This is a genomic window from Planococcus beigongshangi (assembly GCF_016820495.1).
Taxonomy (GTDB): domain Bacteria; phylum Bacillota; class Bacilli; order Bacillales_A; family Planococcaceae; genus Planococcus; species Planococcus beigongshangi.
Genome location: NZ_JADHDU010000003.1, coordinates 519,587 through 542,178, shown reverse-complemented (window position 1 = coordinate 542,178; position 22,592 = coordinate 519,587). Strand labels below are relative to the sequence as shown.

At 47.6% G+C, this 22,592-nt stretch carries 26 protein-coding genes; 9 read left to right on the top strand and 17 right to left on the bottom strand.

All coding sequences use genetic code 11. The features are described from left to right. Positions 1–65 precede the first annotated feature (65 nt). A complete protein-coding gene (locus tag IQ294_RS09820; RefSeq protein WP_203333853.1) occupies positions 66–272 on the bottom strand; it encodes a hypothetical protein in 207 nt (68 codons plus the stop codon). A gap of 139 nt (positions 273–411) precedes the next feature. Between IQ294_RS09820 and IQ294_RS09815 the strand changes: the two genes are divergently transcribed. Further along, the gene (locus IQ294_RS09815; RefSeq protein ID WP_203333852.1) at positions 412–921 is read left to right on the top strand and encodes a DUF421 domain-containing protein; all 510 of its coding nucleotides are present in this window, start codon (positions 412–414) and stop codon (positions 919–921) included. Between the two features lie 38 nt (positions 922–959). On the opposite strand, the gene IQ294_RS09810 is transcribed toward IQ294_RS09815, so the two are convergent. After that, positions 960–1,436 carry an acyl-CoA thioesterase gene (locus IQ294_RS09810; RefSeq protein WP_203333851.1) on the bottom strand — a complete coding sequence of 159 codons (477 nt, stop codon included), beginning with the start codon at positions 1,434–1,436 and terminating at the stop codon, positions 960–962. 114 nt (positions 1,437–1,550) lie between these two features. On the opposite strand from IQ294_RS09810, the gene IQ294_RS09805 reads away from it, so the two are divergent. Beyond that, complete coding sequence (locus tag IQ294_RS09805; protein WP_203333850.1) at positions 1,551–2,354, top strand: AAC(3) family N-acetyltransferase; 804 nt, start codon at positions 1,551–1,553, stop codon at positions 2,352–2,354. 34 nt (positions 2,355–2,388) lie between these two features. On the opposite strand, the gene IQ294_RS09800 is transcribed toward IQ294_RS09805, so the two are convergent. The 5 genes from IQ294_RS09800 to adh form a co-directional block, all read right to left on the bottom strand. Then, complete coding sequence (locus IQ294_RS09800; RefSeq protein WP_203333849.1) at positions 2,389–2,979, bottom strand: Fic/DOC family protein; 591 nt, start codon at positions 2,977–2,979, stop codon at positions 2,389–2,391. After that, the gene (locus IQ294_RS09795) at positions 2,972–3,160 is read right to left on the bottom strand and encodes a hypothetical protein (RefSeq protein ID WP_203333848.1); all 189 of its coding nucleotides are present in this window, start codon (positions 3,158–3,160) and stop codon (positions 2,972–2,974) included. Before IQ294_RS09795 ends, IQ294_RS09800 begins: the two co-directional genes overlap by 8 nt. A gap of 126 nt (positions 3,161–3,286) precedes the next feature. Continuing rightward, the gene (locus tag IQ294_RS09790) at positions 3,287–3,541 is read right to left on the bottom strand and encodes a hypothetical protein (protein WP_203333847.1); all 255 of its coding nucleotides are present in this window, start codon (positions 3,539–3,541) and stop codon (positions 3,287–3,289) included. Between the two features lie 76 nt (positions 3,542–3,617). Beyond that, positions 3,618–3,980 (bottom strand): DUF779 domain-containing protein, encoded by a 363-nt coding sequence (locus IQ294_RS09785; protein WP_203333846.1) that lies wholly within the window; start codon positions 3,978–3,980, stop codon positions 3,618–3,620. A gap of 169 nt (positions 3,981–4,149) precedes the next feature. Next, complete coding sequence (adh, locus tag IQ294_RS09780; RefSeq protein WP_203333905.1) at positions 4,150–5,670, bottom strand: aldehyde dehydrogenase; 1,521 nt, start codon at positions 5,668–5,670, stop codon at positions 4,150–4,152. A gap of 242 nt (positions 5,671–5,912) precedes the next feature. Here adh and rluF point away from each other — a divergent pair, with 242 nt between their 5' ends. Continuing rightward, entirely contained in the window at positions 5,913–6,620 is a 708-nt protein-coding gene (rluF, locus tag IQ294_RS09775; protein WP_203333845.1) for a 23S rRNA pseudouridine(2604) synthase RluF, read from the top strand. A gap of 12 nt (positions 6,621–6,632) precedes the next feature. Next, on the top strand, positions 6,633–7,349 hold the full coding sequence (locus IQ294_RS09770) for a DUF6904 family protein (protein ID WP_203333844.1): 717 nt from the start codon (positions 6,633–6,635) through the stop codon (positions 7,347–7,349). Between the two features lie 48 nt (positions 7,350–7,397). Here IQ294_RS09770 and IQ294_RS09765 read toward each other — a convergent pair whose 3' ends face one another. After that, positions 7,398–7,697, bottom strand: a complete 300-nt coding sequence (locus tag IQ294_RS09765) for a cupin domain-containing protein (protein WP_203333843.1) — start codon at positions 7,695–7,697, stop codon at positions 7,398–7,400. Positions 7,698–7,831: 134 nt separating this feature from the next. Here IQ294_RS09765 and IQ294_RS09760 point away from each other — a divergent pair, with 134 nt between their 5' ends. Next, complete coding sequence (locus IQ294_RS09760) at positions 7,832–8,263, top strand: hypothetical protein (protein WP_203333842.1); 432 nt, start codon at positions 7,832–7,834, stop codon at positions 8,261–8,263. A 52-nt stretch (positions 8,264–8,315) separates the two neighbouring features. On the opposite strand, the gene IQ294_RS09755 is transcribed toward IQ294_RS09760, so the two are convergent. The 5 genes from IQ294_RS09755 to IQ294_RS09735 all read right to left on the bottom strand — a co-directional run bounded on the left by IQ294_RS09755 (position 8,316) and on the right by IQ294_RS09735 (position 12,033). Continuing rightward, on the bottom strand, positions 8,316–8,741 hold the full coding sequence (locus IQ294_RS09755) for a CBS domain-containing protein (protein WP_203333841.1): 426 nt from the start codon (positions 8,739–8,741) through the stop codon (positions 8,316–8,318). A gap of 115 nt (positions 8,742–8,856) precedes the next feature. Then, positions 8,857–9,579, bottom strand: a complete 723-nt coding sequence (locus tag IQ294_RS09750) for an amino acid ABC transporter ATP-binding protein (protein ID WP_203333840.1) — start codon at positions 9,577–9,579, stop codon at positions 8,857–8,859. 12 nt (positions 9,580–9,591) lie between these two features. Continuing rightward, positions 9,592–10,257, bottom strand: a complete 666-nt coding sequence (locus tag IQ294_RS09745) for an amino acid ABC transporter permease (protein ID WP_203333839.1) — start codon at positions 10,255–10,257, stop codon at positions 9,592–9,594. Positions 10,258–10,277: 20 nt separating this feature from the next. Then, on the bottom strand, positions 10,278–11,114 hold the full coding sequence (locus IQ294_RS09740; RefSeq protein ID WP_203333838.1) for a transporter substrate-binding domain-containing protein: 837 nt from the start codon (positions 11,112–11,114) through the stop codon (positions 10,278–10,280). 76 nt (positions 11,115–11,190) lie between these two features. Next, complete coding sequence (locus tag IQ294_RS09735) at positions 11,191–12,033, bottom strand: MurR/RpiR family transcriptional regulator (RefSeq protein WP_203333837.1); 843 nt, start codon at positions 12,031–12,033, stop codon at positions 11,191–11,193. A gap of 246 nt (positions 12,034–12,279) precedes the next feature. Between IQ294_RS09735 and IQ294_RS09730 the strand changes: the two genes are divergently transcribed. The 4 genes from IQ294_RS09730 to IQ294_RS09715 are packed head-to-tail and all read left to right on the top strand — an operon-like array spanning position 12,280 to position 16,289. Then, complete coding sequence (locus IQ294_RS09730; RefSeq protein WP_203333836.1) at positions 12,280–13,032, top strand: carotenoid biosynthesis protein; 753 nt, start codon at positions 12,280–12,282, stop codon at positions 13,030–13,032. Further along, positions 13,029–13,700, top strand: coding sequence for a lysophospholipid acyltransferase family protein (locus IQ294_RS09725; protein ID WP_203333835.1), 672 nt, complete (start codon positions 13,029–13,031; stop codon positions 13,698–13,700). The genes IQ294_RS09730 and IQ294_RS09725 overlap by 4 nt, the downstream gene beginning before the upstream one ends. Positions 13,701–13,707: 7 nt before the next feature. After that, positions 13,708–14,814 (top strand): glycosyltransferase family 2 protein, encoded by a 1,107-nt coding sequence (locus tag IQ294_RS09720; RefSeq protein WP_203333834.1) that lies wholly within the window; start codon positions 13,708–13,710, stop codon positions 14,812–14,814. Next, positions 14,811–16,289 carry a phytoene desaturase family protein gene (locus tag IQ294_RS09715; protein WP_203333833.1) on the top strand — a complete coding sequence of 493 codons (1,479 nt, stop codon included), beginning with the start codon at positions 14,811–14,813 and terminating at the stop codon, positions 16,287–16,289. The genes IQ294_RS09720 and IQ294_RS09715 overlap by 4 nt, the downstream gene beginning before the upstream one ends. Before the next feature lie 342 nt (positions 16,290–16,631). Here the strand turns inward: IQ294_RS09715 and IQ294_RS09710 are convergent, their stop codons facing one another. The 4 genes from IQ294_RS09710 to IQ294_RS09695 form a co-directional block, all read right to left on the bottom strand. After that, the gene (locus tag IQ294_RS09710; protein WP_203333832.1) at positions 16,632–17,462 is read right to left on the bottom strand and encodes a phytoene/squalene synthase family protein; all 831 of its coding nucleotides are present in this window, start codon (positions 17,460–17,462) and stop codon (positions 16,632–16,634) included. Further along, on the bottom strand, positions 17,462–18,919 hold the full coding sequence (locus IQ294_RS09705) for a phytoene desaturase family protein (RefSeq protein ID WP_203333831.1): 1,458 nt from the start codon (positions 18,917–18,919) through the stop codon (positions 17,462–17,464). Before IQ294_RS09705 ends, IQ294_RS09710 begins: the two co-directional genes overlap by 1 nt. Beyond that, on the bottom strand, positions 18,916–20,442 hold the full coding sequence (locus tag IQ294_RS09700; protein WP_203333830.1) for a phytoene desaturase family protein: 1,527 nt from the start codon (positions 20,440–20,442) through the stop codon (positions 18,916–18,918). The genes IQ294_RS09705 and IQ294_RS09700 overlap by 4 nt, the downstream gene beginning before the upstream one ends. A 308-nt stretch (positions 20,443–20,750) precedes the next feature. After that, positions 20,751–22,196, bottom strand: coding sequence for a DEAD/DEAH box helicase (locus IQ294_RS09695; protein ID WP_203333829.1), 1,446 nt, complete (start codon positions 22,194–22,196; stop codon positions 20,751–20,753). Positions 22,197–22,592 lie beyond the last annotated feature (396 nt).

The following is a 22,592-nucleotide window of genomic DNA, read 5'->3' as shown; positions in this document are numbered from 1 at the left end:
GAGCAAAGGTTTTAGAATTCACTTCTTTATCATGAAAAAAGAGCCGCTCTTTAGCGGCTCTTTTTTCATTCCCTTCTTCTGAACGTGACCAATATATAGGCAAGGATTCCCGTGACCGCAAGAAACAGATAAAGCCGCATGAATAACGGTTGCATCCAGATCACATCAGTGAACGACACCAAATAATTGAGTATGGCGGCAAGCAGCAGCAGGATACCCACTCCGAAAACCACGAGTCCCGTGTAACGGACGGCATTCAGAAAACCGTTCATGACTATCTCCCCTCTTCTAGTAATTACCTTATTACTCTATATACCCATTTTCCCTTTTCTATTCGGCGGAAGGAAAATCACAGGGAATCAGTTTGTCTGCTCATAGGCAGGGAAAAGGTGAAAGAAAGGAGTTGAGCAGATGTTTGAAATCACAATGAGCAGTTTCATAAGAATTGTCACTGTCGGGCTGCTCGCTTATATCGGACTGGTCGTATTCCTGCGGATTTCCGGAAAGCGGACGCTGACCAAATTGAATGCATTCGATCTCGTCGTCACGGTGGCACTCGGTTCAACACTGGCCACGATTCTATTGGACAGCAACATCAGCCTCCTGGAAGGGCTGACTGCCTTTGCACTGCTGATCGCCATGCAATACAGCATCACTTTCCTGGCGATGCGCTCGGATGCCTTCAATAAAATCATCAAATCCGAGCCCAGATTGCTTTATCTGAACGGCAGGTTTATGACGGATGCCATGAAAAAGGAACGCATCAATAAAATCGAGATTCTGCAGGCTGTCCGCAATCAGGGCAAGGGCAGCATGGAAGAAGTGCAGGCTGTGGTGCTGGAAACGGACGGCAGTATGTCAATCATCCAAGGCGAAGCGGGAGATGCGCTTGCCAATGTGAAAGGTGCAGAAGACCTTTAAAATCAAAAAGGCTCCGGACACACTTCCGGAGCCTTTCTTTATCTCGGCGTTTTCGCTCTCATTTTGCGGTATTCCCTCCGTGCCGGCGCCGTTTCGAAGAACTTCTTCTCCCCTTCCGATTCCGGGATGACCGCTGGAACCGGCGTCGGCTTACCGTCTTCGCCCATCGCCACCATCGTCAGGAAAGATTCCGTCGTGAGCCTCTCTTCACCCGTCTGCAGGTTTATCGATTTCACCCTGACGTAAACTTCCATTGAGGTACGGCCGGTTGACGTGACATTGGCTTCCAGCTCGAGTATATCCCCCACATGTGCAGATGACAGGAAATCGACCGAATCGATGGAAGCTGTCACCACCACTTGCCTGCGGGCATGTTTCATTGCTGTGATACCGGCAATTTCATCGATATAGGCAAGCACGACTCCTCCAAAAATCGAATTCATGTGATTCGTATCCGGCGGCAGAACCAACTTTGTCTGGATCGTTCTTGATTCTTTCATCAGCCTTGCTTCCATGACCTTCACTCCATTTCAATTAAAATAGCATTGCCGTTTATTCCATGCTAACCATAAATGATCGAAGCGGCAACTTTCAGCATTATGGTATATTGAAAATACAGGAGGTGCCTTATGACAGAATTGATGAGTATTTTAAACACTCCCGAATTCCAATCAAAGAAGACGGTAAAGAAGCAATTGGCGGAACTCGGCATTCAAAAAGGCGACCAGGTCATGATCCATTCTTCGCTGAAATCAATGGGCTGGATTGCCGGAGGCGCGCAGGCCGTGGTTGAAGCGCTGATGGAAACCGTTACAGAAAGCGGCACAATCGTGATGCCGGCACAATCTGCGGATAATTCGGATCCGATCTATTGGATGGAACCCCCGATTCCGAAAAACTGGCACCTCGAGCTGCGGGAAAATTTCCCGGCATATGACCCCCACCTGACTCCGCTTCGGGGGATGGGGAAAATCGCAGAATGTTTTCATCGCCATCCGGACACCATCCGAAGCCCGCATCCTGCGCATTCCTTCATGGCTTGGGGTGAAAATGCCGCAGACTGGATGAGTGAGCAGCCACTGGAAGATTCTTTCGGCAAAAAATCGCCGCTGCAAAAAATGATGCATGCTGACGTCAAAATCCTTTTGATCGGCGTTGGTTTCGACACATGCACGGCTCTGCATTATGCCGAATTCGCGCAGGATGACCGCACCACTTCTCCGCAGGGGGCAGCTATCATGCTGAACGGCGAAAGAGTCTGGCAGCATTATGAGTGTGTGGATATGGATTCGGACCGCTTTCCGGAAATCGCCAAGGATTACCCGGGGGACATTAAAATTGGCCTGCTTGGACAGGCAGAATGCCGCCTCACAGAAATGCGGCCGCTGGTGAATTTCGGAATGGAGTGGCTAAAAGAAAACACAAAAAAATAAAACCATAGGATCGCCGCATTGTCTTTGCGTGATCCTATGGTTTTATCATTTCATCGAGAATATTTTCCAGCCTGTCGTTGGTGGCATTAAAAGAGTCCACGAACGCATTGATGATTTCAGCGGGACCGGCAATTTTCTCCCAATCCAATTCGTAGCCGGCGTTGCTCATCAGCTGGCGTGCGAATTCGCGGACCGTGCGCCCGTTGCCTTCACGGAATGGGTGCAGCGCATTAAGCTCCGCCAAATAATGGGCCAGGCGCTTGATCATCTTGTCCCGCGGCAGATCTTTAAGGTAATTCTCTTCTTTCAATTCGTTGAAGACCCGGTTCAATTGCGTCTCTATGTGATCAGGATGGGCAAAAGAAGAAGATCCTTTTGAAATCATCTCTTTCCGCAATTCACCTGCAAACGGATAGACATCCTGCAGAATACACCGGTGGATTTCGATAAATGCTTTTGAATCAAGCGGATCCGCCGGCTGTTTCAATTGCAATTCGGAAAGCCGGAACAGCGTGTAGACCTTTTCGACTTCTTTCAGCTTTTCATCATCCATGATCGAGAAATGGTTGATCAGAACATCCGTGTCCGGATAACAATACATCGAAGAATGCTTGTATCTAGACATCAAATCGGTTTCGAATGGCCTTGTGGAATTGAGCTTCCGTCTTTTCTCCAGTCAGAACTGAACGGACAAAATCACAGTCCTCGTGTGTCACATCAAAGCCCTCGATATGGAGGGAATGTGAAGCATAGGAAAGGGCGTGTTCCGCCTGTTCAAAAGAAATACGGCTACCTAATTTCGTCAAATTGATGACCACCTTTCATTCTCTCATTATACCATTTCTCTGTTGGTATATCCATTGACAGCAAGGCTTTTTCCAATGAAAAAATGATTGATTCCACTAGTTTCCTGCTTGGATTTCCATGCGTTTTCAAACTTCTGATTCTGGTTCGTTTTTCTTTTCAAATTCTTTACAGAAATAATTATTTACAGGTCTTTTCCGATGAAAAACTGCCGTATTGCCGGCAGTTTTGAGGGAATTTCGAGGATGTATTTTTGAGTGGATTTTTGTGATCGGCATTGGGCCATTTGTAATCGGCATTTCACCATTTGTGATCGCCATTTCACCATTTGTGATCGGCATCGCGCCATTTGTGATCGGCATTTGACCATTTGTGATCGCCATCTTTTTATTCCCATCTATCTGGAAATAATTTTATTTAATGAATATAAAAAAGGCGGGATAGCATCCCGCCTTTTACTCAAATCTGTTCCTGCAATTCCTTCGTTTCATCTGCCGTGAATGCGCGGGAGCGGGTCAAAAAACGCTTCCCTTCGACGCCTTCGAGCGAAAACATCCCGCCCCGGCCATCCACCACGTCAATGATCAGCTGGGTATGGCTCCAATAATTGAATTGGTTTTTATGCATGTAAAACTTAGCTCCACCAATTTCGCCCATGTACATATCCTGGTCGCCGATAAACAGGTCGCCTTCCGGATAGCACATCGGCGAGCTGCCGTCACAGCAGCCCCCAGACTGGTGGAACATCAAAGGCCCATGCTTGTCCTTTAAAAACTCAATCAATTCAAGGGCAGCATCCGTAGCTACGACACGTTCAACCATTGAGATCCCTTCCTTTCCATGAAGAAAAGTGACGGCGCCCGCTTAGCTCTGAACGGCATATGACGGATCAGCGAAGTGGCGCTTCTTGCCACGCAGCTGAGCTGGCTTATGATGACCCGAAGAGCTGGGCCGCCGGAGTCTGGACACTAAAGAAGAAACCTTCTCTAGATCAAAAGAACCCTTGCTTGTCCTGGCTGTAGCTGACGAGCATGTTTTTCGTGTTTTGGTAATGGTCAAGCATCATTTTATGGTTTTCACGGCCGAAACCGGACATTTTGTAACCGCCGAATGCAGCGTGAGCCGGATACTGGTGATAGCAGTTTGTCCAGACGCGTCCCGCCTGGATGCCGCGGCCGAAACGGTAGGCTGTGTGCGTATCGCGCGTCCAGATGCCAGCTCCCAGTCCATACAGCGTGTCATTGGCGAGTTCAAGCGCCTCTTCTTTCGTCTTGAATGTCGTCACCGACACCACCGGTCCGAAAATCTCCTCTTGGAAAATCCGCATTTTATTGTTTCCTTTAAAGACGGTCGGTTTGATATAGAAGCCTTCTGCGAGATCGCCTTCCAGCATGTTCCGTTCGCCGCCGGCAAGGACTTCCGCACCTTCCTGTTTGCCGATATCCAGATAGGACATGATTTTCTCCATCTGCTCTTGAGACGCCTGTGCGCCCATCATCGTTTCCGGATCAAGCGGATTTCCGAGTTTAATCGCTTCGACGCGCTTCAGCGCACGTTCCATGAATTCTTCGTAAATATCTTCCTGAATCAAAACGCGGGATGGGCAAGTACAAACTTCTCCTTGATTCAGTGCGAACATGACGAAGCCTTCAATGGCTTTATCGAGGAACGCGTCATCCTGGTCCATAATATCCTTGAAGAAGATGTTCGGGGATTTTCCGCCCAGCTCCAATGTGACAGGGATCAAGTTTTGTGATGCATACTGCATGATCATCCGGCCAGTCGTCGTTTCACCTGTGAATGCGACTTTTGCGACACGCGGGCTGGAGGCAAGCGGCTTCCCTGCTTCAAGGCCGAAACCATTGACGATATTCAGGACGCCTGGCGGCAGCAGGTCGCCGACCAGTTCAGCCCATACCAGGATGCTGGCGGGAGTCTGCTCTGCCGGTTTCAACACGACACAGTTGCCTGCTGCCAGCGCCGGCGCCAGCTTCCAGGTCGCCATCAGCAATGGGAAGTTCCATGGAATAATTTGCGCCACTACTCCCAGCGGCTCATGGAAATGATAGGCGACCGTATCTTCATCCAATTGGCTGAGTGAGCCTTCCTGCGCACGGATGACCCCTGCAAAATAGCGGTAATGGTCGATTGCCAGCGGAATATCGGCATTCAGGGTTTCACGGACTGCCTTCCCGTTGTCCCAGGTTTCCGCGACTGCCAGCATTTCCAGATTTTGTTCCATCCGGTCTGCGATCTTTAAAAGAATGTTGGCACGTTCCGTAACTGATGTCTTGCCCCAGGCATCTTTCGCTGCATGGGCCGCATCCAGCGCAGCTTCAATATCTTCGGCGGTCGAACGTGCAACTTCTGTGAATTTTTTTCCGTTTACAGGAGAAACATTGTCAAAATACTGTCCTTTTGCCGGTGCTCTCCACTCACCGTTAATATAATTTTCGTACCTTTCCTTAAATGAACTCTTAGCACCGGCCGTATTCGGAATTGCGTATTCCATTACCATTCTGTTTCCTCCCCTTACATGAATTGCCGTTTTGTATGCGCTTTCATTAAATGCGATACCTTGACTGCACATAATTAAACAGCTTACCTCCTATATTGTCAAATTAATCGGAAAATTGCAATAGATTAATCTCTTCTTTTTAATAATCTGCATAACCAGCAGACCGTTTTGTTCTCCTTGCTTTGAGGGTATAATGGAAATATAGGGTACATTCTACAGAACGAAGGGATTTTATTATGCGAATCAATAAATTTTTAAGTGAAACAGGGATCACCTCACGCCGCGGCGCTGATAAATATATTGAAGGCGGACGCGTCACGATCAACGGTGCGCCGGCAGAACTCGGCAGTAAAGTGCAGCCGGGTGATGAAGTCCGGGTTGACGGCCGGGTGATCGAACAGCCGGAGCGGGAATATGTATACATTGCCTTGAATAAACCCGTCGGCATAACCAGTACGACGGAACGCCACATCAAAGGGAATATCGTCGACTTCGTCAATCATTCGGAGCGGATTTTCCACGTCGGCCGTCTCGACAAGGATTCCGAGGGTCTGATCCTTCTTACCAATGACGGCGATATCGTCAATGAAATCCTGCGGGCTGAAAATGAACATGAAAAAGAGTATATCGTCAGAGTTGATATGCCGATCACCGACTCCTTCCTGAAGAAAATGGAAGAGGGCGTTGAAATACTGGATACGGTGACGCTCCCTGCCAAAGCGGAAAAGCTCACAAAATATATTTTCAAATTGACGATACGTCAGGGATTGAACCGGCAGATCCGCCGCATGTGCTCCGCACTCGGATACGAAGTTCGGAGCCTGCAGCGGGTGCGCATCATGAATATCCGCCTGGATGACCTGCCTGTCGGCGAATGGCGTGACCTGGCCGATGATGAACGCAATGAATTATTCAGGCAGCTCGACTATAAACCGAAACGCTGAGGAGGATTTTGCATGCTGACAATGATGAGCACCCCGAATCACACCGGAGTTAAAATCAGCGGTGATTATTTTGATCTCGATGAGCTGAACCAGGCGATTTATAAAGTAATCGGAGATGAGGGCCAGTACCATGGCTATGAAGGGACGCGCATGCGGATTCTTGCTGTGTCCTATGAAATCCGCCACGCTGCCCAAGGCGACCGCAATGTCGATTTTGTCTTTAACGGTCTCCATGACCATACAATGAAAGAACATGGTTTTATTGCGCCGGATAAAAACATTTATTTCTCCGTGGAAGTCCTGTGGCCTGAGTTGATCTTCGCAGCAATTGCATTGAAAGATTTTGTCGGCCTTTATCAGAAAAAGGTATCGAAATCTGTTTGGGATATCCACCTCCCCGTGATTTACCGGTTCCAGTCACTCGTTCTTGACTGCCTCCGCGGGCATATCCCCGATGAGGAATACGGGACGGTGCTCGCTGCATTCGACCAGCCGCTGACGATGGATGATTATGCCATCCAATACGTGGATCTTTTAAATCTGAAGTGGATCGAGATGGCAAAACAGCAGCGCCAACAAAGCCTGTCGACGGTCGCCATGAAACTTGCTGTCCCGGATAAGGAATACCAGGCATTCCGCAAGCAGGTTCTTTCTGCTGCAGCCCCGGCAAAAAAACAGATCCATCAAATTGAAGTTTCTGCAGAGTATCCCGAGGACTTCGAATGGTGAGTTGCAGGGAATTTAAAAGCCCAAGTCTTTATCGGACTTGGGCTTTTACTATGGCTGGATCTGAATGACCAGGAAATTTGAATCTTCAATGGCTTTGAGGCTGTGCTTTTCTTTCGGCGCCATCCTCATCATGACATCCGGTGATACTTCAGCCGTTTCCCCTTCCACTGTAAGCTCGACTTTACCAGTGATTACAATGATCAATACATCCGCGCTGGAATTATGTGTAGGGATTTCTTCACCTGCAGCCAGTTGCATATTGACGATGTTGGTTTTTTCAAACTTTACGAGTTTTTGCACATGCTTGTTTTTACCCTTCAAGTGATCAGGCAGTTTAAACAGTTCCATTCTGCACCTCTTTTCTTCTCCTCCCCTTGTCAATTCGACAACAGACAGCGACTACCCTGCACCGTTTTAAAAAACCGGGAAGAAGGGTATATTTCCTGTAACTACTAAATTCTGATGCACTGGAGTGATCAACGATGAAAAAATGGTACTTGCCGCTTGTCCTTGTCCTTGTCCTTGTCCTTATGCTTTCTGCCTGCGGCGGAGAAGATACACCCCCTTTGGAAGAAGAATCCCAAACTGAAGTGTCGGCACCTGAAGGCGATGAACTTGACCCCACCGATCCCGTAGAAGTGGAGAATGCAGAAACCGTGACTGCTGCTGAACTCGCAGATGGCGCCATTGAGGACGGCGCCCCCGTCAAAATATCAGGGACTGTGGAAGAACTGGTGGATGAAGTCGGCTTCCCTTCTTTTATCCTTACCCATGAAGATCAGCAGATCTACATCCGCAATATGGCTGAAACTCCTGTAGAGACAGGTGATAACGTTCAGGTTGAAGGAATATATGACGGCAACGCCGAAGAAGACGTGCCACTCATATCAGCTTCCATCATCACTGTCCAATAAACGAAAAAACCGGCCATTTGATGGGCCGGTTTTTCAATATGCGGGTTTCGGATCATTTATCAGGCTCAGCTGGTTCCGAAACTTCATCAAGCGCAATGTCCGCATTGCCATAAGATTTATCTTTAACCACAATATCACCGAGCGACACCATTCCAACGACATTATCATTTTCGACAATCGGCAAACGGCGAATCTGGTTGTCCGCCATCAATTCAGCTGCGTCTTCGACTGACATGTCCTTGCTGCCTGTCACCATGTTCTCCGTAAGAATTTCAGAAACTGCTGCATCCAATGAAATATTTTCTGCAATTCCCCGCACAACAATATCCCGGTCAGTGATGATGCCGACGAGCTTGTCATTATCGACGACGGGAATGGATCCGACATCGATTTCCTTCATTTTTGCTGCCACTTCCTGGAGGGACGCCTGCGGTGTGCAAGTATCGACTTCACTCGTCATGATGTCTGTCACTTTCATCGAAAAAGCCTCCTTATTTTTATGGTATTCCTTGTTTAGCCGTTTTAACGGCAATAAAACATTTCCTCAACATAAAAAAACGATTCCGCTTTCTTCTGCGGAATCGCTTTCCTGGTTATTCAACCAATTGGATAAATTGTTTCGTTCGTTCATTCTGAGGATTCTCAAAAAAGTTTTTCGGATCCGCTGATTCAATGATTTTCCCTTGGTCGATCATTATGACCCGGTCCGCAACTTCTTTTGCGAATTTCATCTCGTGGGTGACGACAACCATCGTCATCCCTTCTTCAGCAAGCTGCTTCATGACCTGCAGCACTTCTCCGACCAGTTCCGGATCGAGTGCTGAAGTCGGCTCATCGAACAGCATGACTTTCGGTTCCATTGCAAGCGCCCTTGCAATGGCGACCCGCTGTTTTTGCCCTCCCGACAATTTGCTCGGATACACATCCGCCTTGTCTTCAAGACCGACTTTCCTCAGCAATGCCATCCCCAGTTTCTTCGCTTCTTCTTTATTCATCTTCTTCACCGTGACCGGTGCTTCGATGACATTTTCCAGAACGTTCTTATGAGGAAACAGGTTGAAGTGCTGGAACACCATTCCAACCTCCGCACGGACTTTAGCCAAATTCTCTTTTTTCGGATTGATCGTATGGCCATCAATGGTTATTTCACCGCTGTTGATCATTTCCAAAAAATTAAAGCATCTGAGAAGCGTACTTTTCCCTGATCCACTGACACCGACGAGAACGACCACCTCTTGAGGTTGCACATGCAAATCCACACCTTTAAGTACCTCAAGATCGCCGAAGGATTTGTGTATATTCTTTCCGATAATCATGTCTTGCCCTCCTTAGGCTTTGTCCACATCGAGTTTATTCTCATACCATCTGACGATATAAGTGAAAATCATGACCAGCACTAAATAGTAAAAGCCCACGACTATAAAAGTTTCGAACTGTTTGAATGAAGCGGCGGCGGACCGGTTCGCCACCGAAAACAGCTCTGCTACTCCGATCATCCACACAAGGGAAGAATCTTTCAATGCGATGATGAACTGGTTGCCAAGCGGCGGAATTGAACGTTTCAACGCCTGCGGAAAGACAATTCTCTTCATCGCCTGGTTGTTCGTCATACCAAGCGCCCGGCTCGCTTCTGTTTGGCCGATATCAATGCCCTGGATGGCGCCGCGGAAAATTTCAGCGATATAAGCGCCATTATGGATTCCGAGAGCGATTGCCCCTGCCCAGAAGTTATCGAGAATGATAATCTGCGTGATCCCGAAATACAGGAACATGATCTGTACCAATAACGGCGTACCCCGTATAAGTGTAATATACAGATTGGCGATGCCCTGAAGAATTTTGGATTTTGATATCTTCATCAACGCGAAGATCAATCCCAGGATTGTACCGAGAACAATTGAGATCGCTGTCAGCTGCAGCGTAATGACTACCGCTTCCAAAAAACCGGGATATGTGGTGATAAAAATATCATATATGGTTCTAATGGTCTCCATGGCAATTCCCCTCTCTCCGTTTAGCGCAGAATTTCAATTCCTTCTGTCTCCACTTCGAGAAGGTTAGTGCCGAACCATTTCTCGGAAATTTCAGCATATGTTCCGTTATCGATAATTGCCTGCAGCGCTCTGTTCACTTCTTCCAATAATGCCGTATCTTCCTGACGCACTGCGATGGCAGCTTCTTCAATCCACAGGTTTTCACCGATGTCCTTGATTTCCAGTCCCGCATTTTGTGCTTCAAACCCGACAACGTCAGCTGTAATGACAGCGTCCACTCGGCCTGGCACTAAATCCTGCAGGGCAACGACGTCGCTATTGTAATATTGGATATCGTCCGTATATTCTTTTGCTGCCGGTTCATATGTTGTTTGGGCTACAATACCGATTTTCTTGCCTTCCAGGTCCGCTGCTTCTGTAATATCCGTGTTGTCGGCTGAAACCCAGATTTTACCCCCTGACAGATAGTAGGGTTCCGAAAACGCAACCGTTTCGGCACGTTCATCCGTTATGGCCATCGATCCGAGGATCGCATCGAATTTATTGCCGATCAACCCCTGGATGATCGTTTCGAAAGGATTCGTAACCGGATTATGCTCCAGTCCCATCTCTTCGGCCAAGGCAGCCCCGATTTCGATGTCAAATCCAGTCAGTTCTCCACCTTCTTCATAGTTAAAAGGTTTATAAAGTCCGCTTGCAGCCGTTGTAAACTGGCCTTCATTCAATAAATTCAAATCGCTTCCTGCCCCTTCAGATCCTGTATCATCCGAACCGTTCGACGTGTCGTCATCGCCACAAGCTGCAAGGATCAAACCTGCCGATAAAACAATTCCTAATAATGAATACTTCTTTTTCATGTTGTTCTCCCCTTTTCAATTTATGAGTGACCAAAACGCAAAGGCATTTCGGGACTTACCGTGTAATGGGTGCCGATCAGATAAAGACATCTTTCTCCGAATAAATCGCTTCCACCTTTTCCAGATTCCGCTTAACTTTCGAATGTTCCTTTACATAGACGAAGCGCATGATGGAAGCGATCAGCGCATGCACTGCCGTATAGGAATCGATGTTCAGGTTCGAATTCACATATACTTTCAGTGAAATGTCGGCGTAAGTTATGGCAGGCGAAATTTCCGAATCGGTAATCAGCACAATTCTAGCGCCTTGTTTCCTGGCAGTCATCAGCGTATCAATGACCGATTTTGAGTACCTCGGAAAGACAAAGGCGATGACGGTATCTTCCTCCGTCAAAGCTGATAATTGCCTGTAATATTGGCCATCCCCGTGCATCAGGAGTTCAGCGTGATCAAGTGTGAGGTTCAGCCAGGACGTCATGAAATGCGCGAGACCGTAATCAAAGAAATTGCTGGTGACATATAAACGTCTTGCCTGGCCAATGATCTCGACTGCCTGAAGCAATTGGTCCTCATCCATCGTTTGTTTCAACTGGACGATGCTTGCGATATCCGCATCCAGCAGATTTGCCAGGAACGATTGCTCGACTGCGGGCTGTGCATCCGATTCTTCGACCTGTTCAAACCGCTCTTCCGCCAGTTTCCGCTGCAGGACATGCTGAAACTCTGCATAACCCCGGTACCCCAATTTCTGCGACCACCGAATGACAGTCGATTCACTGACATTCACTCTTCTTCCGACTTCGAGAGCTGAAGAAAAAGCCAGGAAAATAGGCTCTTTGAAAAACAGGTCTCCAATCTTTTTCTGTCCGGAACTGAAATCTTTGTATGAATTCGACACATTTCGCAGTAAATCCTGCATTTTTTCAGCCCCCAGGTGAAAAATCTTCTTAATTTATACTAATAAGTATACATTAATGCAGGATTTCCTTCAATAGTTATTCGAATATTCTTCTTAAATGAAAAAAATAAATAATTTCTTACCTCTTTTTCCCCACCTGTCATGCCCCTAAACTACCAAGGAATATTTCCTTGAATTCCTTATTCTGTGAGTTCGGAAATTTTTCAAGTATACTATTTGTATAACTTAGCTATTGGAGTGTTGTCAGTGAAATGGGATCACAGGATTTATCGTTTATTCATCTTTTGGTACATAGTCGGAATCATTTTATTGGGGTTTGATATCCTGCCTTCGTGGCTAGAATGGGCCAATGCCGTATTCCTGATACTCGCTGGTACAATCGGCTTCCTTTATTTTTTGCGAAGGTTTGGAACGGTTACCGGCACAATTATCGGCCTGGTCATCTTCTTTTCAACATTCATCGTTGAAGGCGCCGGCGCCAATTCCGGTTTCCTGTTCGGTTCCTACGATTATACCGACCGGTTCGCACCCAACCTCTTCGGTGTGCCCATTGCCATCGGATTTGCCTGGCTGATGGTCGTTGCGACTTCGCACGTAATTGCCAGGTGGATCTTCCCTGACAACACGCTCGGCTATGCCTTCATCGGCGGAATTGGTGCCGTCATCATGGACTTGATCATCGACCCTGTCGCCTATCACATCAAGGGCTATTGGATCTGGGAAGACACCGGCTGGTATTACGACATTCCGTGGACGAATTTCTTCGGCTGGTTCGTCGTCTCTTTTGTGCTGCACCTTATGATCGATGTCATCATGCGCCGCAAATCCATGATGATTGAAAATGATCTGTATGAACGGCGCCTGGTGCTGCTCTATCTCCTGATGATCGGTATGTTCGCGATGCTCGGAGCCCTTGGCGGATTATGGCTGGCGGTTGCGGCAAGCACCCTGCCGGCAATCATCTTGACGGCAATCGCCTGGAGAATGAAACCGTTATGATACAGGCAAAGAAAAGCCGTTTATTTGAAAAAGGTTTTGGTATGTATCTTGCGCCTTTGCTGCGCCGCTCTTTCTCCTATCTTCTGGGTTCCGGTGTCCGGGAAATCCCTCAGCGGCCCGTCATTTTCATCGCCAATCACAGCTCCTGGTGGGATGGACTGCTGTTTTTCCAGCTGAACCATAAGGTTTGGAAACATGATATCCACATGATGATGCACGAAAAGAATCTGAAGAATTATATCTTCTTCCGTTACTTGGGAGCTTTTTCGATCGACAAGCGAAACCCGAAAGACATTATCCGCTCCCTTCAATATGCGGAAGAATTGCTGAATAACGGAAAATCGGTCGTCCTGTTTCCACAGGGTGACGAATTCCATCAGGAAATCCGTCCCCTCGATTTTCACAGCGGCATCGGCTACCTCTTGGAAAAGCATCCTGAAATTCCGGTCGTTCCGATTACGTTCTATTATTCATTCAGGCATGAACAGAAGCCGGAAGTATGGATCCGTCAAGGCGATCCTGTTTCCATTGAAGAGATTCCGGGCAATTCCCGTAAAGAGAAGAGCCGCTCACTGCAGCAGACGCTCACGGCGCAATTGGATGATTTAAGAAATGAAGCCATTGCGGAAAATACGGATGCCTTCACAGATCTATTGAAAAAGGGGTGAGAAAAGTATGGCGTTATGGATTTTCATCTTATGCCTTGGAGCCTTCCTCGTCTGGACGGTTTTCAACGGCTTCTTCATGCCCCGCTTGCCGGACTCTCCCTCAGTCGATGGCAGCCCATTACTCTCTGTAATGGTGCCGATGCGCAATGAAGAGCGGAACGTCAAAGCGCTTATCGCTTCCTTGAAAAGAAGCACTTATCCGAATTGTGAATTCATCATCCTGAATGACCAGTCCACAGACCGGACACAGGAATTGCTGGAGTCGCAAACTGCCGGCGACAGCCGTTTCACTCTGTTGCAGGGCGCTGAACTCTCTGACGGCTGGGTGGGGAAAGTACATGCATGCCATCAGCTTCAACGGGCGGCAACCGGAGAATATCTGCTGTTTGTGGATGCGGATATCAGTTTCAGCGCTGATGCGTTTGGGCAGTCCCTCGCTTTATTGCAGAAGAAAAAGGCTCAGGCACTATCCGGTTTTCCGGCTTTCGAAGTAGCGCCTTTTCTCAGCAAACTGCTTGTACCCATGCAGCACTTTGTCGTCTTTTTCCACTTGCCTCTCCCACTGGCGAATTATGCTTTATTTCCGGCTGCAACTGCCGCCCACGGCGCATGGATGCTCTTTGAACGGACTGCATACGATGCAATCGGCGGACATCTCTCTGTGCGGAACTCGCTCGTCGAAGATGTTCATATTTCCCGGGAAATAAAAAAAGCGGGCTACAGGATGCTGCTGGCAAACGTCACTAAATCCGTCAGCAGCAAAATGTACGAAACCAACCCTGAAGTATGGGAAGGGTTTCTGAAAAACAGCTACACCGGCATCGGCCGCTCACCTATAATGGCGCTTGGCCTGACAGTTTTCTACACGATCTTTTACATAGCTCCTCTCTTCATCGCTGTAACCGGAATTTTTACATGGAATTGGCTCTTCTTTATTCCGTACATCCTGACTTGCCTCCAGCAGTTCTATATCATGATTCGGACACGGCAAAATCCTGCTTTGGCATTTCTCATGCCGCTTCAGGCAGGAGCGATGATTGCCGTCCTGCTGCACGCAATGAAAAAGGCATGGAGCAAGCAGGCCTATTCGTGGAAAGGCAGGAATTACTCATGAAAAAAGCGATTATCATCGGCGGCGGCCTGGGCGGCTTATCGGCGGCAGTCACGCTGGCAAACGCGGGTATGGCTGTGGAGCTGTATGAAAAAAACAGCCATCTCGGCGGCAAATTGATGCCGGTCCGGCTTGGAACCCATACGTTCGACTTCGGCCCGAATACCATCACCATGCCCGAAGTTTTCAATTCAGTCATTGAACAGACGGGTGAAAGGGCCGGGGATTATTTCGAATTAATTCCTTTGGTTGCCCATACACGCAACCATTTCCCCGATGGCAGCCATCTGGATTTTTCGTCTGACCAAGAGGCGATGCTGGAAGAACTCCGGCGTGTGGCACCTGGAGATGCAGCGAATTTCAAATCGTTCCTGACTGAAATCACCCGCATCTATAATCTGTCCGAACGCTATTTCTTCCCTTCCAGTTTCCAATCATGGCGGGATTATCTGTCTCCTGCCTTAGGTAAGGCTTTGATGCAGGTCCGTCCGTTGGAGACGATGGAGCATTTCTATAAACGCTATTTCCAGAATCCTAAATTGCTGCAGGCGTTCGGCCGCTATGCAACTTATATCGGCTCATCCCCTTATAAAGCGCCCGCCACTTTTTCATTGATCGCCTGCCTGGAATTGGTGGGAGGAGTTTATTACGCAAGGGGCGGAAACGTCCGCATCGCTGAAGGCTTTGCCGCGGTTGCGAGAAAGCAGGGAGCTCAGCTGCAGACAGATACAGCGGTGAACAGGATCCTTGTCCGTGACGGACAGGCTGTCGGCGTGGAACTCGAAGACGGCAGTGTGTCTGAAGGGGATGCCGTGATTTTGAATGGTGATTTGCTTACGGCGTTCCCTCAACTGACGGCAGAAAGCGAGCGCCCTTCTTTCAGCGATAAAAGGAGTGTCTCTTATGAACCGTCGATTTCCGCTTTCGTCATTCTGGCTGGTTTGGACACCCATCTTCCTGGGCTGAAACACCATAATGTCTATTTTTCGGATGATTACGCCAGTGAGTTTGAAGATCTCTTCAATAAGAACCGCTATTCCGATCAGCCGACCGTCTACATCAGCAACTCTTCTTTCACTGATCCAGAAGTGTCGCCCGACGGGGATAACCTGTTCATCCTTGTGAATGCACCGGCGTTGACCGCTGATGGGAAATTGCAGATTGACGCCGATGCCTATAAGGACCGGATCTATGATTTTCTTGAGACTTACGGCATCGATATACGAAGCCATCTGGTTGAGGAAAAAACCTTTACTCCGTCTTTTATTGCGGAGAATTTCAATGCATACCGCGGCGCTTTATATGGCCCGTCATCGCATAAGAAAAAGGACGCATTTCTGCGTCCGCCCAATTGGAGCAAAGATATCAAAAGCCTTTATTTCGTCGGAGGCAGCACCCATCCCGGCGGCGGTTCGCCCATGGTGACGATGAGCGGCCATAATGTCGCACTGCGGATATTGAAGAAGTTTGGAATTTGACACTTTTTTGAACCGGCGGCTTTGTTTAGGCAGGATTCATGCTGTTTTTTCGAAAAGCCTCTTCCATTGCGAATAAATTCAAGTTTCGGCAAGCCGAAACAGGGTTAATTCGAGCCATTTATTCATTTGTGATCGGCATTACGCCTTTTGTGATCGGCATAATGACTTTTATGATCGCCATTTGCACTTTTGTGATCGCTATAACGATGTTTATGATCGGCATCGAATTTCTGCTGCAAAACACTCAAAAAAGGTATGCCCCAATGAACTGGGAACAGTTCATCTCGGGGCATACCTTTTTTATGAATTCCACTCTACCTGTCAGAGACCTTTTGTTTCATTTCATAAGCAAGCTAAAATCTGCTGCTTTGATTGATCCGGCACGAAATGCTTCTGGCCGAATACATTATGGTCTTTCTTCCGAATTGTGGTCAGGATCTCGCGGTATACCAAGCCTGCGCCTTTTACCGGAATCCGTGAACTCACAGGATATTCGTTGATCGTTTCAAATGCCTTCCGATAATAATATTCCGCCTTGATCGCCATCTCTTCCCATACGGCTACAAAAGTCGGAGTCACTGTTTTATTGTGCAGATCCTGCTCACTTAAATTGTATTTAGTCATGAGTTCAGACGGCAGATAGATCCGCCCCATCCCCAGATCCTCGTCGATATCCCGCAGGATATTCGTAATTTGCATTGCGTAGCCGAGGGCAATGGCGCCATCTTTCAATAGGGCCGTTTTGCCGGGAGCGAGCACCGGCAGCAGCATCAACCCCACCGAACTTGCTACATGATAGCTGTAATCCAGCACTTCTTCAAAAGTCTGATAACGTTTTATCAATAAATCCATTTCCTGTCCCGCAATCATGCTCGCAAACGCTTCATCATCCATATCGTAATTCTTGAAGACATCGGAAAGAGCGAGCCACATTGGGTTCCGGGCATCGTAATTACCTGCTAAAAAATCCCTGAACACCTGTTTGAAGAGGGCTAATTGCCGGATCGGGTCGTTTCCTTCGTCAACAATATCATCCACTGTCCGGCAAAATGCATAAATAGCCCACACAGCTTTCCGCTTCTCTTTGGGGAGGAGCGAAAAACTTTTGTAGAAACTTTTTGAATTGGCTGCGATGACTTCTTCACAAAAACGATAAGCCTCTTTTAATTCCATCAAGAACCTCTCCTCTCACTTAGAAGATCACGCTCGATTTGTTCAGCAAGCAATTTGGCTCCCTGCATGACGATCGGTATACCGCCGCCCGGATGGACGGACGCGCCCACCGCATAGAGCCCTTTCGTATCAAATGGCTTCACTTGCGGACGGAATACACCTGATTGGAACAGCGTCGGCCCGATGCCGAAACTCCCTCCCTTGAACAGGCCGAACGCCTCTGCGTCGGTGGGAGTTCTCACTTCCATCCATTGAATGGCATCACGCAGCCCTGGAAACGACAGCTCTTCCATCCGGTCGATGATGCCGTCAATCCACTCCTGCTCAGAAGCCCAATCGACTTCAGAACCGGCTGGCACAGGGATCAGCGTGTATAATACCCCTTTTCCCCCCGGCGCCAAAGTTTTATCGATCTTCGACGGATGAAACGTATAAAATGCCGGGTCATCCGGTTTTTCCCTGTCTGTAAATACCGCTTTCATATGTTTCGCGTAATCATTTCCGATGAAGAATTGATGCACATTCACTTCGTCGTAGATACGGTCCAAGCCGAAATACAATAAAACACAGGCAGATGACGGTGTGAATTTCTTGCTCTTGCGGTCAGCCACTAAACCGGAAATTGCAGGGAAATCACCATTGAATACGACAGCATCATACTCTTCCCTGCCGTTCTCCAACTCCAGCCCTTTCGCTGTGCCGTTTTCTGTCATGATCCGTTTTACCGTCTGCCCTTTTCGGATCGCCACATTTGGCAAGGACTCCAGTTTCCCTTCAAGCAGCGGCACGATGCTTGCATAACCGCCTTTTAAATAATGTACCCCGTGTTCATGCTCACTGAACGGCACGAGTGAATACATGCCAGGCGCGTTGAACGGGTCGCCTCCGATATACAAAGCCTGCAGCGTATAAGCCAATTGCAGCCTCTCATCTGTAAAATAGCGGGACATCAGCTGTTTGACAGACAGCTGCGGCTTCAGCGCTAACAGATTTTTAACATTGCCGGGTGTAAAAAAATCTTTTTTCCGAACAAAGGAATTTTCCAGAAAAGCGGATTTCCCGATTGCGAAACGCTGATTGCCTTCCTCCATGAATCGGCGGAACCCTTCTTCCTGTCCCGGAAAAACTTTGGCGACTTCTTCAATTTGCCGCTCGGTGCCCGGATATTTTGTATAAACTTTTCCATCGTTGAATCGGATCGTATAGAGCGGATCGCACAGCAGCAATTCATACTCATCTTCCGAAATTCCAGCATTTGCCAGCAGTTCCTTGAACATTTCAGGCAATAAAACGATTGTCGGGCCTTCATCTATTTTAAACCCGTCCCTTTCGACGAAGTTCATCCGGCCGCCAAGCCGATTTTCTTTCTCAATAATCGTCACTTCATGCCCTTCTTTGCTTAAATACAAGGCACCCATCATACCGCCGATGCCCCCGCCGATGATTGCGATTTTCATGCAAATCCCTCCAATGCAGGCAAAGGAAGAATCGGGATCCCTTCGTTGCCATCTTTTTTCAGAATTCCATTGGCAGTGATCCGCGCAGATTCCAGAATAGTTGGCAAACCGCTTCCCGGGTGGGTCCCACCGCCGACCAGCCAGCAATGATCCAGCTCTTCGAATTCATTGTGCGGACGGAATACCATCATCTGGGACAATTGATGGCCCAGATTGAACGTTGCCCCTTTATAAACCGAGTAATCTTCCTCCCAGCCAAACGGAGTCAAAACTTTTTCCACTTCAATGTGGTCGCGGAGATTTTTGAACTCTGTTTTCTCTTCTATAATATTCAATACAAGCTCCCGGAATTCCTGCTGTTCATTGTCCCAGCCGATGTCACTGAAGTTATTCGGTACAGGGGCCAATATGTAAAGAGCCGATTTCCCTTCAGGTGCCAAAGTCGGATCTGTGACACTCGCATTCTGGATATAGATGGATGGATCCGCTGACAGAAGCTTGGATTCAGTGATTTCTTCCACGTTTTTCTTATAATCTTTCGAAAAGACGATCGTATGGTGCGACAGGTCGTATTTTTTATCCAGACCTAAGTAAATCATGAATGTTGAACATGAATACTTTTTCTTTGCCAGTTTTTCCGGTGTATATTTCTTCAAAATACCTGGTTCAACGAGCTTTGTCATCACATGCGCGAAATCTCCGTTGATGATGACTTCATCCGCCGCTTCCCTGCTGCCGTCTTCCAGGTCGACACCTTTTACTGTCCGGTTTTCAATCCATAATTTCTTGACACCCGTGCCTGTGTGGATCGTCCCGCCCAGCTCCCTGATCACTTTTGCCATCGATTCCGAAAGCTGATTGACGCCGCCAATCGGGTGGTAGATGCCATAAGCATGCTCCATATAGGACAGGATCGTAAACGCGCCTGGACATTCCCAAGGTGACATTCCGAGATACTTCGACTGGAAAGCAAAAGCCAGCTTCAGCCTTTCATCCTTGAAATAACGGGAAAGCACGTCATAGAGGCTCTTATTGACTTCGAGTTCCGGCAACGCTTTCAGCACTTTCGGCTGAACCATATGCTGCAGTTTATCCATCCGGTTCTGCAGGAGCGGAGATAACACTCTCAGCTTGCGGTCCGTATCTTTCATGAAACGGATGTAGCCCTCGCCGCTGCCGTTAAAATCTCTGTCGATTTTCGCTTTCATTTCTTCCGCATTGCGCGTCATGACCATTTTCTGATCTTCGAAAATCAGTTCATACATGGGATCCAGTTCGACAGGTTCCATATAATCAAAGAGGTTGCGTCCTGCAACTTCAAAAAGCTCTTCCACTATATGAAGCATACTGAGGAATGTGGGACCTGTATCGAATGTGAAATCCCCCAGCTTCAGCGCCGCATTCCGTCCGCCGACCCGCTCATTCTTCTCATAAATATCCACTTTATAGCCTTTGGCTGCCATCAGCATGCCTGCTGCAAGACCTCCGGGCCCGGCTCCGATTATAATTATCCGTTTCGTCATTTGAATCCCCCGCTTATTCCGTATTGACATTCACTGGGAGGTTTAGAACAATCCCCTCTGAATGAAGCATCTTTTATAATTCTTTAGTTATACATTACTTGTATAAAAATTATACATTAACGATTCTAAAAAGACTAATATTATGTATCAGACACTTTATCACAGTAAAGTAAATTCTATATAAACATACCCTGTTTTGAGTGAGCAGTAACTTTGAATTACAAAATAGGGAGAATCATGAAGAAATAATAAGAAAAGATTAGAATTTAAACATAAAAACCGCCTCGAATGAGACGGTTTTTAAAATACTATTTATTGGCTTTGTGTACTTTCAAAGTTTTGCCTTTGACAGTTTTGTTCTTCATCTCTTTCAGCACCATCGGCCCTTTGCCGTTCAGGATATCGATATAGGTGACGGTATCCTGGATTTTGATGATGCCGATGTCTTCAGCGGTAACTCCCGGGATGCTCGTCAAAGTGCCGACAAAGTCAAAGGCGCGTAATTTTTTCTTTTTACCGCCATTAAAATAGAGTTTCATGATGTCTTTGTTCACTTGCTCGTTCTTGTTGCGCTTGAGCTTCGGACGGCTCTCGAGTTTTTCGGTGAAAGCCTCTTCAGCCGCGAACACTTCTTCAGGAGTTGGAGCCGCTTTTTCCGGAATCGCGAAGCCGATATACTTTTCTATTTCCTGCAGGAATTTATCTTCGTACGGGGTTACAAAGCTGATCGCTTTACCCGTTTTACCGGCGCGTCCCGTACGTCCTGCCCGGTGCACATAACTTTCTTTTTCAAGAGGTATGTCATAGTTGATGACGTGCGTAATGCTGTCGATGTCAATGCCTCTTGCCGCAACATCCGTCGCCACCAGGTAACGGAACTCGCCACGTTTGAAATCATTCATCACCGCGAAACGGTCTTCCTGGACCATGCCGCCATGTAATTCATCGCAGGTGTAATAATGCTTTTCAAGCTGCTCCATGACAAAATCGACATTGTCTTTCGTCCGGCAGAAAATAATGCAGCTATCCGGATTTTCGACGATCGTCACATCACGAAGCAAGGAGAATTTCTGTTTTTCGGCAACTCGGATCAGTTCATGCTCAATCTGGTTCTTCAATGTTTCAGTGGAAGCGATTTCGATATGCTCCGGCTCGTTCATGTACTTTTGCTGAAGCTTTTCAACGTTTTCCGGCAATGTTGCCGAGAACAGCATCGTCATCCGCTGTTTCGGCAATTTATTGATGATCGCTTCGACTTGTTCAATAAAGCCCATATTCAGCATTTCATCCGCTTCATCGAGTACCAGAAACTCGATACGCTCCAATTTCAGCGTACCGCGTTCGATGTGGTCGAGGACACGGCCCGGCGTACCGACTACCACGTGGCATTTCTGTTTCAGTTCCGCCTGTTGATAGGCAAAAGGCTGTTTGCCGTAAACCGCTGCCGCTTTGATGCGTTTGAAACGGCCGATATTGGTGATGTCTTCTTTTACCTGGTCGGCAAGTTCACGTGTAGGCGTCAGGATCAGCGCCTGCGGTTTATTTTCTTCCCAGTCCACCATTTCACAGACCGGAATACCGAAAGCTGCAGTTTTACCGCTCCCCGTCTGCGATTTTACTGCGATATCAGTCTTCTGCAATGCGACCGGAATCACCTTTTCCTGCACTTCTGTCGGCTGCTTATAGCCTAAGCCTTCAAGCGCCCGCAGGATGGGTTCACTGATTTTGTAATCTCTGAATTGCGTTGTATCCATGTATGATTCTCCTTCTCCGTCCAAAAGCTTATATAAGTTGAAACAAAGAAATGACATTTATATACCGCTTCGGCGCTTTGGACAGTGCGAAGATTATGCTCCACCGCTGCGCTCGTCGCAAAGGTAACGCCATCTACGTTTGGCGTACCTTGGTTCCCGCAATAAGCCGAGAAGAGCACTCGTCTTATTGCTCCACCCAGTCCCGAGCCGCGCCTTTGCTGAGGTCGACTTCTAGATTTGAAGTGAAGCAGTAAAGACTCCCTGCCATCTCAGTATAGTGTTGAGCACCCACTCGGACAAAGGTCCGAGTTAGTTTATGGCATTCACTTTAGTAATAGGGAAATTTCTAAGATATGGAGCAAAACAGCGTTTGCGGAATATCGACTCTGTAGACTA